Genomic DNA, 13,526 nt, shown 5'->3' with positions numbered 1-13,526 from the left:
CGACGTAAGGAATGAGCCATGACAAGCGGAACCGTCCAGCTGGGAAGACGCCCGGGATTCACCGACGGCATCCTGCCCGCGGCATGCCCGTCACGCACGGTGCTCGACCACGTCACGAGCAAGTGGGGCGTGCTCGTCCTGCTCGCCCTGTCCGACGGCACCCACCGCTGGGGTGAGCTGCGGCGAGTGGTCCAGGGCATCAGCGAGAAGATGCTCGCGCAGACCCTGCGGACCCTCGAGGAGGACGGACTCGTCGTCCGGGTCGCCCACCCCGAGATCCCGCCCCGGGTCGAATACAGCCTGAGCGATCGGGGCCGGGACCTCAACGAGCACCTGATGCCGCTCATGGCGTGGATCGACGGGAACGCGTCGGAGATCCTCGGTCGCTAGGCGGTCCGCCCGAGCGCCGCAAGGACGTCGACGAGGGTCGACGGATCGCCGACGTTGCCCGGGACGACGACGTAGAGCTTCTCCTCGTCCTCCGGGGTGACCACGCTCCAGACGCTGACGCCCGGCAACACCTGGCCGAGCACCCGTGCGCGCCGTGCACCGAGTCCGACTCGGGCGACCTCGGCTGAGGTGATGCCGCCCTTCGACACGACGACCTCCACCGATCGTCGGAGCGCAGCGGTCGCCGACGTCAACGCGATCATCACCCGCTCGCCGTGGTCGAGCGTGTTGTGCGAGGCGTCCCGTTCCCGCTCCGACGAGATGGCGGCGAACCCCGTCGCGGCGAGTCTCGGTCGAGCGACCTCCGCCACCGCCCGTCCGGTGGCGACCGCATCCTGGAGGGCGTCGCTCGTGGGGACGATCTCGGCGGGGCCGAACGCCGCCTCGACGGGTGCGAGCTGCCGCGTCGCACCGATGGTGTGGGAGCCGCAGACGAGGAGCGCGGCGACCGGCTCTGTCACGAGCGGCGAGGGGAGCAGGCCGTCGCTCTCGACGCCCGCGATGGCCGCGGCGAGGGGAGACGCGGACCGGACGACCACGTCGGCTCCGTCGGCCCAGGCTGCCGTGATGGCCTGCGCGATGATCCGGACGTCGTCTCCGGTCTCCGCGTCCGGAAGGAGCACCGTTCCGGGAACGGCATCACGGAGGGCTGCTCGGAACGCGGCGGCGCCGTCGCGGAGACCCGCCAGATCGAAGTGGGTGGCCTCCCGCCCGGACTGTTCGCGCACGTAATCCGGCAGATGTCCCGAGCGGAACGGGAACACGGGGTCCTGGGCGTACTCCGTCTCGTGGGCGGGCAGTGTCTCGTCACCGATCCGGACGTAGTGGGTGCCGTCGATCGTCGTGCGCCCACCCTCCGGGAAGGCCGGGACGAACACGATGACGCTGCGGTCTCCGGTGAAGACGGCGGTCTCGGGGAACACATGCCCGCGCAGGGTCGAGTCGCCGCGGAGCACGACATGGATACGTTCTCCCAGACGACGCCCGGCCTCCGCCGCCTGGTCACGGGTGCGTTCCAGGAGCGCCACGGCCCCGTCCTCCGGGACGGCACGGGTGTTGGTGAGCAGGTAGACGGCGTCGGCAGACCCGAGCGCGGTCTCCAGGAGGTCGGCGTCCCACTCCAGTAGGACGTCGACGCCGGACGCCGACTGCGTGCCCGTGGGGTCGTCGTCGAGGATGAGGGTCTTCATGCGGTGACCTCCTGATCGGACCGATGTGCGGTATCGGTCCTGAGCGCACTCATGCGTCGGCTCCCTGGTAGGTCTCGATGACCCGCGAGTCGTCGCGCGCGCCGAGCCCGGCTGCCGCCGCGGCGAGGAACCGCTCGCGCGCTGCGTCGAGGACGGGGGTCGAGGCTCCGGCAGCGCTCGCCGCACTGGCGACGAGGCCGGTGTCCTTCACGAAGATGTCGACGCGGCTCATCACCGGTGCGTCGGTGTCCTGCAGCATCCGCGGTCCGCGGTCCGACAGCATCCAGGATGCGGCCGCGCCGGACTCGACGAGGGGGAGGACGGCCGCGGGGTCGAGACCGAGCGAGGTCGCGAGTGCGAGGGCTTCCGCGGCAGCGGCGATGTGCACGGCACAGAGGTGCTGGTTGACGACCTTGATCGCCTGTCCGTCGCCGATCGCCTCGCCGACGATCCTGGCGGTCCCGAGGGCGGCGAGCGGCCCGGCGGTGGCGGCGGTCGCGGTGGGGGAGCCGGACACGAACATGGTGAGTTCGCCGGTGCTGGCGCGTGCCACGCCGCCGGTCACCGGGGCGTCGACGACTGCCGCGCCCGCGGCTTCGAGGCGGGCTGCCTGCTCGATGACGGAGGCGGGTCCGACGGTGCTCATGATGATCCAGGTCTGGCCGGCCGGGTCCGTGTCGGCGAGGGCGAGGTCGACGAGTGCGGCGAGCTGATCGGGTGTCGCGACCATGACGACGACGGTGTCTGCGCGGGGTGCTTCGGTGATCGACCCGACCGCGGCGACGCCGGCGGCGGACGCGCGTTCCCGTGCGGCGGGGAAGGGGTCGACGCCCGTGACCTGGTGACCTGCCGCCGCAAGCTGGCTGGCCATCGGCAACCCGATCGCACCGATGCCGACGAAGGTGATGGTGGATGCGGGCTGTGGCGTCGATGCCATGGAGTCCTCCAGAAGATTGGTTGGACCAATCGTACCGACGACGTTCCGTGGAGGCAAGCATCGGAGCTCTTCGACAGGCCCGGGGACCTGAGGTAGTCAGAACGGCGCGGGGTCCGGCTCGGTTCGATGGCGTTTGCCGTCGGGTGTCGTCCAGTCCAGCACGCCACCCGGCCCGTGGTCGAGGTCCCATCCGGGGAGGTGCTTCATGCGGTGGTGATGTCGGCACAGGCACGCGAGATTCCCGACATCCGTCGTGCCGCCGTCTTCCCACGCCACCGAGTGATCGAGATCGCAGGCCCGAGCTCGCCTCCCGCACCCGGGGGCCCGACACGTGCCGTCTCGGAGGCGCACAGCGCGCTGGAGATCCGCGGGCACCCGGTACTGGCCGCGGCCGACGGAGAGGACGGCTCCGGTTTCCGGCTGCACGAGGATTCGGGTGAAGGAGGGTGCGTTGACCGCGATGCGAGCTGCGGTCTCGGGATCGATCGGCCCGTATCCGTCGAGCGTCGCCGGTGCGTCGGAGACACCGGCCAGGCTCAAGGCCGGGACGGTGATCTGCACGGTCGGCTTGATGTGCTCCTGGACCTCGATCGGGTGCGGGAGCACCGGGCTCGACATCACATCTTCCGGGGTCACTCCGATCAGCGCGAGGGCTGCGAGGGCGTCCGCCTGGAGTTGCGCGCACGTGCGGGCGTCGCCGGCCTTACGTGATTCGGCAGCCGCCGCCTCGACCCGCTCGATGATGCCCTGCGCAATGGGTGCCGTGGTGAAGAGGTGCACCCACGCCATGCCGTCGGCGGCGCGCTCGAACTCGACGCGGCGGTCTGCCTCGGACCGCTGGGCTCGGGCGGTGATCGACTCGGGGTGGAGGCGCTCGCGCAGGACGCGGGCGCGCTTCCGAAGGTTCGCGTTGGTGGACCGTTCTGCAACTGGCAACACTGCCGCCAGGAACGCCGCCCGACCCGCGGTCGGCACGTCGCTGAGCTGGTCGACGATGGTCTGGGCATGCGGGGCGGAGATGCGACCGGCCTCGAGCGAAGCGAGCACTGCGGGTGCCTCGTTCACGAGCCGTTCCGCTTCGTTCGTCGCCCGCTGAACCGTCTGCTCGGGCGTTCGCGTAGCCATGGCGAGCGCCGCGCAGGTGGATCGGCGGGAGAGGGCCTGCCGTTCCGCGGGTGGGTACACGGCCGGGACGACCGAGTCGGCGAGGGCGTCGGCGTAGGCCGCCGAGCGAGCCAGGAGTCGCGCCGCCCGAGCGGCAAGCACGGCCTGCTGCCGGCAGATGTCCGCGTACTCGTCCGAGAACTCCGCGAGCTGCATGGCGTACTCGTCGCCAGCTCGAACTGCGGAAGTGGTGCTCTCGGTCATGACTCCAGTCCACCATGGACCACTGACATTCCAGATGCTGAGCAACCCCGGTGGTGGACGCTTCTCCGTGGGCCCTTCGACAAGCTCAGGGACCGAACGCCGAAGGCGGTGCGCGAGTCTCTGGGACTGGCATCGCCGGCGCACAGCTTCCCGGTCACTGAGCTTGTCGAAGTGCCCTCACGGAGCCCTTCGACAGGCTCAGGGACCGAGACTCGCGCCTCACCGACCGGCTCGGAGAGGGAAGGGTGCGCTTGATGGAGGTCCGCCGTGGGCACCTCGACAAGCTCGGTGAGCGGAACGGGTCCCGGTCCGGGGTCGCGAGCCGGTCAGCGCGGGCGGTCGTCGGCGCCGAGCTGCAACCAGTCCTCGAAGTGCTGACGCATCGCACGTCTCGCGGCGTCGGGCTCACGAGCCGCCAAGGCGTCGACAACGGCGTGATGCACGCTGTCCGTCCGCCGCACGCCGCGGTCATCCGGCTCCTCCACCTCGATCGCCCGGAGCCGACGCTGCCGGATCGTGTCGCGCAGCACATGGCTGAAGCCCTCGTGCATGAGCCGAAGGATCGGGTCGTCGACGATCGCGTTCAGGCGACTGTGGAAGGTGACATCCGCCTCGAGCGCCGCGTCGTGGTCCCCAGCGAGCGTCGCGGCGATCATGCGGTCGACGTCTGCGCGCAAGAGCTCGACCTGCTCGTCGCCCACCAAGCCTGCGGCGGCCTCCGCGACGGTCTCCTCCAGCAGCATCCGCGACCGCGCGAACTGGGCATCCGTGAGGTACCCGAGCTGTCGGGAGATCGTGAACCAACTGCGGACGAAGTCGTCGCCCGGGGCATCGATGTAGGTGCCTCTGCCCTGGGTGCGATGCAGGAAACCGAGCCGTTCGAGCACGGCCAGGTGTTCGCGGAGCGCTCCGCGACTCATCTGCAGTGCTTCGCCGAGCTCACGTTCCGGTGGCAGTCGCCGCGCGGTGGTGCCGGGTTCCGGCGTGGCCAGCTCCACGAGCCTCCCCACGAGCGCCTCGAGCGGCTCCGACATGCTGCCCCCTCGATTGGTCCGACCAGTGACGATGGTAGCTGGTGGTGCCCTTCGACAGGCTCAGGGACCGGGGCAGGCTCAGGGACCGGGGTGGGCTCAGGGACCGGAAGTCGCTTCGTCGACGCAAACACACCCGCCCCGACGGATCGGGACGGGCGTGGAGACGACGCGTGCTGGCTAGACGGCCTGGAGGGCTTGCACCGCGCTGGTGAAGAAGGCGAGGCCGTCAACGCCGGAACGCATGGCGAGCGGGGTGTCGGGCCCGAAGCCCGGCTCGATGGCGTGCTCGGGGTGCGGCATGAGCCCCACCACGTTGCCGGCCGGGTTCGTGAGGCCGGCGATGTCGTCGAGCGAGCCGTTCGGGTTGACGCCCGCGTAGCGGAACGCGACGAGCCCTTCGCCCTCGACGCGCTTGAGCGTCTCGGCGTCGGCGATGTAGCCACCGTCCGCATTCTTCAGGGGGATCGTGATCTCCTGACCCTTCGAGAACTGGTGGGTCCAAGCGGTGTCGGCGTTCTCGACCGTGAGCAGCTGGTCGCGACGGATGAACTGCTGGTGGGCGTTCCGGATGAGGCCACCGGGCAGCAGGTGCGCCTCGACGAGCATCTGGAAGCCGTTGCAGATCCCGAGGATGGGCATGCCCTTCGCGGCCGCCTCCTTGAGTTCCGTCATGATCGGCGACACGGCGGCGATCGCGCCGGCCCGCAGGTAGTCGCCGTAGCTGAACCCGCCGGGGAGGATCACCGCGTCGACACCCTTGAGGTCGTGGTCGCCGTGCCAGAGCGCGACGGGCTCCGCGTCGGCCATGCGGACGGCGCGCTGGGCGTCGCGATCGTCGAGCGAGCCCGGGAAGGTGATGACGCCGACGCGGGTGGTCATGCCTCGGAGCCCTCGGGGTAGTGGATCGCCACGACGTCCTCGATCACGGCGTTCGACAGGATGTCGTCGGCGATCTGCTGCACGGTCGCGCGCGTCGCGTCGGTGACGGGGCCCTCGACCGTCAGCTCGAAGCGCTTCCCGATGCGGACATCGGTGAACTCGCTCTTGCCGAGACGCGCGAGGGCGCCGGCGACGGCCTTGCCCTGGGGGTCCAGCAGTTCGGCTTTCGGCATGACTTCTACGACGATGGTCGGCACGGAGGTCTCTTTCGTTGCGACGCGGCGGGGATGCGAACAGTCTAGCGTCGAGCGAACGACACCCGTCCGATGCGATGCGTCGGACGGGTGTCGGGCTCGATCGGTCACTCGGGCAGTGCGGCGTCCGCCTCGTTCGCGTCACCCGCGATGCCGCGTGCGAGGGTCTTGTTGCGGAAGAAGTCGGGCCGGAGCTTCGCCTGGATGAGCATGATGACGATGCCCGCCACGATGATGATCATGCCGAGGATGAACACGAGGCCGACACCACCGATGTTCGACCCCGAACCGTAGGACGGGTCGGCGCTCTCGATGATCGTCGTGAAGAACAGCACCCCCAGGATGAGTCCGCCGAGGAGTGGGGCGACGAACTGGAAGAAGCAGTTCCGCACGCTCGAGAACCACTGCTTCCGGAAGTACCAGACGCACGCGAACGCGGTGAGTCCGTAGTAGAAGCAGATCATCATGCCGAGCGTGGTGATCGTGTCCCAGAGCACGTCCTCGGAGATGAAGCGCATGACCGCGTAGAACACCGACGCGACGACACTCGAGACGATCGTGGCGTAGCCGGGCGTGAAGAACTTCGGGTGCACCTTGGAGAACTTCGGCGACAGGGCGCCGTAGTGGCCCATGGCGAGCAGGGTGCGCGCCGGCGAGACGAAGGTCGACTGCAGGGAGGCCGCCGAGGACGACAGTACGGCGATCGACACGAGGACCGCCAACGGGCCGAGGATGGGACCGGCGAGCGAGAAGAACACGTTGCCCTGGATGTCCTCGTTGCCGAGTCCGAACTCGCCGTCGCCGACACCCGCGTAGTTGATGAGGGCGACCGACAGGAACAGGTACAGGACGACGATGATGACGACGGTGGCGGTGGCCGCCTTGCCGGGCGTCGAGCTCGACCCCTTCGTCTCCTCACTCATCGTCAAGGTGACGTCCCAACCCCAGAAGATGAAGATCGAGAGCGACAGGCCGGCGGCGAACGCGCTGAACGAGCCGACCGCGAAGGGGTTGAACCAGTCGAGTGAGATCGGCAGGGCGTCGAACGCGTCGCCGCCCGCGACGTGCGCGAACGCGATGATGCCGAACAGCACCATGACGAGGAGCTGGAAGCCGACGAGCACGTACTGGAGTTTCTGCGTCGTCTGCATGTCGCGGTAGGAGATGAGCGTCGCCCCGAGCATGAATGCGAGACACGTGATGACGTTGATGAACGGGTTCGACGTCAGGCCGGCGATGTCGGGGTTCTGGAAGATCTGCGACAGCATCAGGTAGAAGAAGTCGACGGCGATGCCGGCGAGGTTGGAGAGCACGACGATCGTCGCCGCGATGAGGCCCCACCCGGCCATCCACCCGACCCAGGGGCCGAAGGCGCGGGTCGCCCACGTGAACGAGGTGCCGGAGTCCGGCATGCGGCTGTTGAGTTCGCGATAGCCGAAGGCGACGAGCAGCATCGGGATGAAGCCGACGAGGAAGATCGCGGGCACATGGGTGCCGACCTCGGCGACCGTCGGGCCGAGTGCCCCGGTGAGGGTGTACGCGGGCGCGATGCACGAGATGCCGATGACGATCGCACCGACGAGGCCGACGGTCCCGGCGCCGAGTCCCTTCTTGGAGAGGGCGCCGGTCGCCGTCGTCTCGGGGTGGGCGACGTCGCGCGCCGGGGTGGATTCGGGAGGAGTCATGTCGGGTCTCCGAGGGTCAGCACGGAGTCGCGGGGCACGACCACCATGGGTACGGGGAGCTCGCGCAGCATCTTCGCTGCGGTGGAGCCGAGGAAGAGGTGCTTCGGGGTGGCGAGCCGGCTGGAGCCGACGAGGACGATCTCCGCCGGCTTCCAGTCGAGACCGGCGACGGCGTCCTCGATGCGGGTGCCCGAGGCGATCTCCGTGGTGACGTCGACGTCGGACGGCAGGTGCTCGGTCGCGTACGCGAGCACCTCGGCCGCATGGGCCTCGGCCCGGGTGGTCGCCTCGGGGTGCTCGGCGCCCTCCGGCTGGTCGAGGGCGACGAGTGACACGAGGCGGAGCGGGATGACCGCGTTCTTCGCGACGACGATCGCGGCGTCGAGCAGTTGGTGTGCGCCGGCCCTGGTGCCGATGGCGCAGGTGATGCGGCTCACCGTGCCGCCCGTGGGCTGCGCCTCGAGGAGGTCGCGGCTCCCGACCGGTGCGAGGGCGACCGGCACGACCGCCGAGTGGAGGAGGGTGTTCGCGACACTGCCGAGAGTGAAGCGCCCGAGGAGCCCGCCGCGGGCCGCGCCGATGATGATGAGACCGCCCTCGAGGATGCGGGAGGCCTCCAGCAGCCCCTCCGCGAACGACTCGTCGTAGACCAGGTGGGTCTTCGCCATGACGTCGGACGGGACGGCGGCCAAGGCCTCCGCGAGCCAGCGTTCGGCGGTCTCGCGCAGGAACCGCTCATAACCGGGGTCGGCCGGCGTGATCGTCGGCCGCTCCTCGTTGGCGAGCACGAGGACGATGTCGAGACGGGCGCCCGTCGTCCTCGCGATCCTGATGCCGAGCGCGAGCGCATCGCGACCGGCCGGAGTGTCTGTGTAGCCGACGATGTATCTCATCTGGTGTTCGCTTTCGATCGGGTGCGAAGGTGCCGGACTGCACGGCGGTGTGCGGGTGTTTCGTTGGTGCAGGGTATCGACGGGGGTGGCCCCTCGACAAGGTCAGGGACCGGGAGACGCTACCCCTGGTGCCGGGCGATGATCGCTGCGGCGGTGTCGGCGCCCTTGCGGATCGCGCCGTCGACGTGCTGGTAGCCCTCGGCCGCGAGGTCGCTCGTCGACCAGAAGATCGGTCCGACGGGCGTCGACTGCATGGCGCCGTATCGCGACAGGCCGCCCAGGTCGAAGCTGGCCGCGTATGCGCCGCGGGTCCACTCCTCGCTGCCCCAGTCGCTCTCGTAGTACACGACGGGCGACAGTGCCTGCTCGCCGTAGTAGTGGGAGAGCGAGGTGAGGATGCGCTCCCGGCGCTCCTCGGCGCTCAGCTTGAAGACCTCGTCGGCGCGTTCGTCCGAGACGAACCCGACGAGGGTGCCGCGCGGGTCCTCGTGGTTGGTGTTGTCGTACGCCTCGTGCACGAGCTCGTACGGGCTGAACGCGGTCGCGGAGAGCCCGTCCTCGCGCCAGAACGGCGTCTCGTACACCGCGTGCACCTTGATGACGAGACCGAGCGACATGTGCTGGTGCATCTGGTGGCTGAGTCGCGGCAGCGGCGGCTGGAAGTCGATCCGCGAGTACAGGTTCGGCGGGACCGCGATGATGGCGTAGCGGGCGTTCACCGTCACCTTGTCGGCCTCGGCGGAGACGCCGGCGTCGGACCACTCGAGTCGTCGGACGGGGGAGGACAGGTGGACGTCGTCGCCGAGGGCCTCGGCGAGCTTGATCGGGACCTGCTGCAGGCCGCCGACGACCCGCTTGTCGAGGATGAAGTCCGCCTCGACGAGGTGGGTGAAGCTACCCGCCGACGCCGCCATGAGCAGTGCCTGCAGCAGCGAGAAGGAGTGCGAGGGCTTCGTGAGCATCGCGGCCGCGATGAACAGGGCGATGTTGTCGCGCGCCTCGACGTCGTCCGTCTGCTCCGCCAACCAGGCGCTCCAGGAGATGCGGTCGTACTCGGTCGCCTTCTCGTGCGCCCACGGCTCGGTGACCCCGACCTGTTCCACGAGCTCGTCGAGGAGGGTGATCAGTCGCTCCATCTCGGCGGCCGTCGACTCGGCCACGGGGAAGATGTCGCCCGTGAAGCGGGTGCGCACGCCGTCGGCGTTGACGTAGACGCTGTCGCCCTCGCGGTAGCGAGAGTAGGTGTCGAGTCCCAGCTCGTCGAGCGTGGCGAGGAGCGCCGTCTGGTCGGGGGAGACCCACTGCCCGCCGAGCTCGAGCATCGCGCCGTCGATGTGGTTCGTCCACAGGCGGCCACCCACGCGGTCGCGAGCCTCGAGGACGGCGACGGACAGGCCGGCTGCGCGGAGCTTGGTGGCGGCGGTGAGCCCGGAGGCCCCGGCGCCGATGATGACGACGTCGCGTTCGATAGCACTCATGAGGTGTCTTCCTGTTCGTGGCCCTGCGACAAGCTCAGGGACCGGGGTGGTGCTCGGGGATCGGGTGGTGCGGGTGGACCGGGGTGGTGCTCGGGGACCGGGACGCTCGGGTGGGTGACCCGGTCGGGATCCACGTCGATAGTCGAGTATGGCGGTTCGCGCTGTCGGATGGAACCGTCGGTGTCGATCTCGACGGTCGATCCGACGGACGGCGACGCTTTCGGTCGTCGTCCGTCGGTCCGGTGGTGGCGACCGTCAGTCGATGGGCGTCATGGTGTACTTCGGGTACAGGTACTCGTGGATGCCTTCGAGCCCGCCCTCTCGGCCGATGCCGGACTGCTTGACCCCGCCGAACGGCGCCGCCGCGTTGGAGATGACGCCGACGTTCAGGCCCATCATGCCGGTCTCCAGCCTGCCGATCATGCGCTGTCCGCGCGCAAGGTCGGTGGTGAAGACGTAGGAGACGAGGCCGTACTCGGTGTCGTTCGCGAGGCGGACGGCGTCGTCCTCGTCGTCGAACGGGACGATCGCGAGGACCGGGCCGAAGATCTCCTCGCGGAGGATGTCGGACCCCGGGACGACACCCGTGACGACGGTCGGCTGGAAGAACGTCCCGGCGCCCTTGACGGCCTCGCCACCGGTGAGCACCTGGGCGCCACGTCCGACGGCGTCGGCGACGAGCGTCTTCGCCTTCGTGACGGCGCGGTCGTCGATGAGCGGGCCGATCGTCACGCCGTCCTCGGTGCCGCGGCCGATACGGAACGCGCGCACCCGTTCGGTGACCCGCTTGGCGAACTCATCGGCGACGTCGCGGTGGACGATGAAGCGGTTCGCCGCGGTGCACGCCTGTCCGATGTTCCGGAACTTCGCCGCCATCGCGCCGTCCACGGCCTTGTCCAGGTCGGCGTCCTCGAACACCACGAACGGGGCGTTGCCGCCGAGTTCCATGGAGGTGCGGAGGACGTTCTTCGCCGACTGCTCGATGAGCTTCTGGCCCACCGGCGTCGAGCCGGTGAAGCTGAGCTTCCGGAGGCGCGGGTCGGCGATGATCGGTGCGGACACGGCCGAGGAGCTGGCCGTGGTGATGACGTTCACGACCCCCGCCGGGAGACCGGCGTCCTCGAGGAGCTTCACGAAGTGAAGGGTCGTCAGCGGGGTGAGCTCCGCCGGCTTCACGACGACGGTGCACCCGGCGGCGAGCGCCGGTGCGATCTTGCGGGTCGCCATCGCGAGGGGGAAGTTCCACGGTGTGATGAGGAAGCAGGGCCCCACGGGGTGCTGCGAGACGGTCATCATGCCGGTGCCCTCGGGGTTGGAGCCGTAGCGGCCCGAGATGCGGACGGCCTCCTCCGAGAACCAGCGGAGGAACTCGCCGCCGTAGGTGACCTCGCCGTTCGCCTCGGCGAGCGGTTTGCCCATCTCGAGCGTCATGAGCAGCGCGAACTCGTCCCGGCGTTCCTGGAGGAGGTCGAACGCCTTCCTGAGGATGTTCGAACGCGTACGGGGTGCGGTCGCCGCCCAGTCGTCCTGCGCGGCGACGGCGGCGTCGAGCGCGGCGGTGCCGTCGGCGACCGAGGCGTCGGCGATGGTCTTGATGACGTCGCCCGTGGACGGGTCGCTGACGGTGAGGGTGCCCCCGTCGGACGCGTCGCGCCAGACGCCGCCGATGAAGAGGCCGCTCGGGACCTTGCTGAGCAGTTCGGTTTCGCGTGCATCGGTCATGGGTGGAGCTCCTTGCTGGGGTCGATGGCGTCGGTGACAGTGTTTCAGCGTGCGTGCCCCTCGACAAGCTCGGTGAGCGGGGTTGCGATGTCGTGGAGTCGCCGGGGTGCTGGGGAGCGGGCTCGTGCCGTTCCGCCCTTCGACCGGCTCAGGGACCGCTCGTCGAAGGGTGCGGCGTCAGCTCGTGGCGAGTGCCTCGAGCACGACGTCGAGTCCCTCGTCGAGCAGCTCGAGTGGGATGGTGAGCGGCGGGAGGAACCGGACCACGTTGCCGTAGGTGCCGCAGGTGAGCACGATCACGCCGGCCTGGTGCGAGGCTTTCGCGACGCGCGCGGTGAGCGTCGCATCCGGTTCGCCGGTGGCCGGGTCGACGAACTCGACGGCCATCATGGCACCGCGTCCGCGGATGTCGCCGATGCGCGGGTCGGTCGCTTGCGCGGCGGTGAACCGGTCCACGATGCGCGTCTCGATCGCTCGGGCCGCAGCGGCGAGGTCGTCCTCCTCGTACGCTTCGATGGCGGCGAGCGCGGCGACGCAGGCGAGCGGGTTCCCCCCGTAGGTCCCGCCGAGACCGCCGGCGTGCGGGGCGTCCATGATGTCCGCACGTCCGGTCACGGCCGAGAGCGGCAGCCCGCCCGCGATGCCCTTGGCGGTGATGATGAGGTCCGGCACGACACCGAAGTGCTCGGACGCGAACATGGCGCCGGTGCGGGCGAACCCGGTCTGCACCTCGTCGGCGATGAAGACGACGTCGTTCGCGCGGGCCCAGTCGAGCAGGGCGGGGAGGAAGCCGTCCGCCGGGACGATGAAGCCACCCTCGCCCTGGATGGGTTCGATGATGATCGCGGCCAGGTTGTCCGCGCCGATCTGCTTCTCGATCTGCGTGATCGCCCGCTGCGCCGCCTCGGCACCGGACAGCCCGCCGTCACGGAACGGGTAGGAGAGTGGCGCGCGGTACACCTCGGAGGCGAACGGCCCGAAGCCGCTCTTGTACGGCATGGACTTCGCGGTGAGGGCCATCGTGAGGTTCGTGCGGCCGTGGTAGGCGTGGTCGAACGCGACGACCGCCTGCTTCTTCGTGTGGCTCCGCGCGATCTTCACGGCGTTCTCGACGGCTTCCGCGCCGGAGTTGAACAGCGCCGTGCGCTTCGCGTGGTCGCCGGGGGTCAGTCGGTTCAGGGCTTCGGCGACCTCGACGTAGGAGTCGTACGGGGTGATCGTGAAGCAGGTGTGGGTGAACTCCTGCAGCTGACGGGTCACCGCTTCGACCACGCGTGGGTTGCTGTTGCCGACACCCGTCACGGCGATCCCGGACCCGAGGTCGATGAGCGAGTTGCCGTCGACGTCGACGAGGACTCCGCCGCCGGCGCCCGCTGCGAAGACGGGCATCGTGGTGCCGACCCCGGACGCCACCGCGGCGTGCTTCCTGGCCATGAGCTCTTCGGAGATCGGTCCGGGGATGGCGGTGACGAGACGACGTTCCTGTGGGAGTGCAGGTCCGCCGAGGACGTCGGTCGTGGGGGCGCTGCTCATGCTCGTCATCGATGCTCCGTTCGATCTGGCGGTCGGCCGCCGCTGCTCGACGTCGACCGCTCGTGATGCAGCCATGCTAGGCAGCGCCGATCCCCGGGACACT

At 69.6% G+C, this 13,526-nt stretch carries 12 protein-coding genes; 1 reads left to right on the top strand and 11 read right to left on the bottom strand.

Annotation, left to right across the window (positions count from 1 at the left end; all coding sequences use genetic code 11):
* Positions 1-18 precede the first annotated feature (18 nt).
* Positions 19-390: a helix-turn-helix domain-containing protein gene (locus tag ASF68_RS07345; protein WP_056008769.1), complete on the top strand. Its 372-nt coding sequence runs from the start codon at positions 19-21 to the stop codon at positions 388-390.
* Here the strand turns inward: ASF68_RS07345 and ASF68_RS07340 are convergent.
* The 11 genes from ASF68_RS07340 to gabT all read right to left on the bottom strand — a co-directional run bounded on the left by ASF68_RS07340 (position 387) and on the right by gabT (position 13,432).
* Positions 387-1,640 carry a four-carbon acid sugar kinase family protein gene (locus tag ASF68_RS07340; protein ID WP_056008766.1) on the bottom strand — a complete coding sequence of 418 codons (1,254 nt, stop codon included), beginning with the start codon at positions 1,638-1,640 and terminating at the stop codon, positions 387-389. The two genes, ASF68_RS07345 and ASF68_RS07340, sit on opposite strands and share 4 nt — an antisense overlap.
* Before the next feature lie 49 nt (positions 1,641-1,689).
* Positions 1,690-2,577 carry an NAD(P)-dependent oxidoreductase gene (locus ASF68_RS07335; RefSeq protein WP_056008763.1) on the bottom strand — a complete coding sequence of 296 codons (888 nt, stop codon included), beginning with the start codon at positions 2,575-2,577 and terminating at the stop codon, positions 1,690-1,692.
* A 96-nt stretch (positions 2,578-2,673) separates the two neighbouring features.
* Entirely contained in the window at positions 2,674-3,945 is a 1,272-nt protein-coding gene (locus ASF68_RS07330) for an HNH endonuclease signature motif containing protein (RefSeq protein ID WP_082498522.1), read from the bottom strand.
* 326 nt (positions 3,946-4,271) lie between these two features.
* Positions 4,272-4,979 (bottom strand): FadR/GntR family transcriptional regulator, encoded by a 708-nt coding sequence (locus ASF68_RS07325; RefSeq protein WP_056008757.1) that lies wholly within the window; start codon positions 4,977-4,979, stop codon positions 4,272-4,274.
* Positions 4,980-5,156: 177 nt separating this feature from the next.
* A complete protein-coding gene (gene purQ / locus ASF68_RS07320; protein ID WP_056008754.1) occupies positions 5,157-5,858 on the bottom strand; it encodes a phosphoribosylformylglycinamidine synthase subunit PurQ in 702 nt (233 codons plus the stop codon).
* Positions 5,855-6,115 carry a phosphoribosylformylglycinamidine synthase subunit PurS gene (purS, locus tag ASF68_RS07315; RefSeq protein ID WP_056008751.1) on the bottom strand — a complete coding sequence of 87 codons (261 nt, stop codon included), beginning with the start codon at positions 6,113-6,115 and terminating at the stop codon, positions 5,855-5,857. The genes purQ and purS overlap by 4 nt, the downstream gene beginning before the upstream one ends.
* Positions 6,116-6,219: 104 nt before the next feature.
* Positions 6,220-7,797, bottom strand: coding sequence for an APC family permease (locus tag ASF68_RS07310; RefSeq protein WP_056008748.1), 1,578 nt, complete (start codon positions 7,795-7,797; stop codon positions 6,220-6,222).
* On the bottom strand, positions 7,794-8,690 hold the full coding sequence (locus ASF68_RS07305; RefSeq protein ID WP_056008746.1) for a universal stress protein: 897 nt from the start codon (positions 8,688-8,690) through the stop codon (positions 7,794-7,796). The genes ASF68_RS07310 and ASF68_RS07305 overlap by 4 nt, the downstream gene beginning before the upstream one ends.
* Before the next feature lie 119 nt (positions 8,691-8,809).
* The gene (locus tag ASF68_RS07300; RefSeq protein ID WP_056008743.1) at positions 8,810-10,168 is read right to left on the bottom strand and encodes an NAD(P)/FAD-dependent oxidoreductase; all 1,359 of its coding nucleotides are present in this window, start codon (positions 10,166-10,168) and stop codon (positions 8,810-8,812) included.
* Between the two features lie 255 nt (positions 10,169-10,423).
* Positions 10,424-11,890 (bottom strand): NAD-dependent succinate-semialdehyde dehydrogenase, encoded by a 1,467-nt coding sequence (locus ASF68_RS07295; RefSeq protein ID WP_056008740.1) that lies wholly within the window; start codon positions 11,888-11,890, stop codon positions 10,424-10,426.
* Positions 11,891-12,067: 177 nt separating this feature from the next.
* The gene (gene gabT, locus ASF68_RS07290) at positions 12,068-13,432 is read right to left on the bottom strand and encodes a 4-aminobutyrate--2-oxoglutarate transaminase (RefSeq protein WP_056011539.1); all 1,365 of its coding nucleotides are present in this window, start codon (positions 13,430-13,432) and stop codon (positions 12,068-12,070) included.
* Between the last annotated feature and the right edge of the window lie 94 nt (positions 13,433-13,526).

Origin of the sequence: Plantibacter sp. Leaf314, assembly GCF_001423185.1 — a bacterium.
In the GTDB taxonomy this organism is placed as follows: Bacteria; Actinomycetota; Actinomycetes; order Actinomycetales; family Microbacteriaceae; genus Plantibacter.
Note: the sequence above shows the minus strand (reverse complement) of the source record. Positions and strands in the feature narration are given on the sequence as shown.

Excerpts from the sequence above, each read along its gene's own strand:
- ASF68_RS07330 (WP_082498522.1), bottom strand. The coding sequence starts at position 3,945 with ATGACCGAGAGCACCACTTCCGCAGTTCGAGCTGGCGACGAGTACGCC.
- ASF68_RS07305 (WP_056008746.1), bottom strand. The coding sequence starts at position 8,690 with ATGAGATACATCGTCGGCTACACAGACACTCCGGCCGGTCGCGATGCG.
- ASF68_RS07310 (WP_056008748.1), bottom strand. The coding sequence starts at position 7,797 with ATGACTCCTCCCGAATCCACCCCGGCGCGCGACGTCGCCCACCCCGAG.
- purQ (WP_056008754.1), bottom strand. The coding sequence starts at position 5,858 with ATGACCACCCGCGTCGGCGTCATCACCTTCCCGGGCTCGCTCGACGAT.
- ASF68_RS07300 (WP_056008743.1), bottom strand. The coding sequence starts at position 10,168 with ATGAGTGCTATCGAACGCGACGTCGTCATCATCGGCGCCGGGGCCTCC.
- ASF68_RS07295 (WP_056008740.1), bottom strand. The coding sequence starts at position 11,890 with ATGACCGATGCACGCGAAACCGAACTGCTCAGCAAGGTCCCGAGCGGC.
- gabT (WP_056011539.1), bottom strand. The coding sequence starts at position 13,432 with ATGACGAGCATGAGCAGCGCCCCCACGACCGACGTCCTCGGCGGACCT.
- ASF68_RS07345 (WP_056008769.1), top strand. The coding sequence starts at position 19 with ATGACAAGCGGAACCGTCCAGCTGGGAAGACGCCCGGGATTCACCGAC.
- ASF68_RS07335 (WP_056008763.1), bottom strand. The coding sequence starts at position 2,577 with ATGGCATCGACGCCACAGCCCGCATCCACCATCACCTTCGTCGGCATC.
- ASF68_RS07325 (WP_056008757.1), bottom strand. The coding sequence starts at position 4,979 with ATGTCGGAGCCGCTCGAGGCGCTCGTGGGGAGGCTCGTGGAGCTGGCC.
- ASF68_RS07340 (WP_056008766.1), bottom strand. The coding sequence starts at position 1,640 with ATGAAGACCCTCATCCTCGACGACGACCCCACGGGCACGCAGTCGGCG.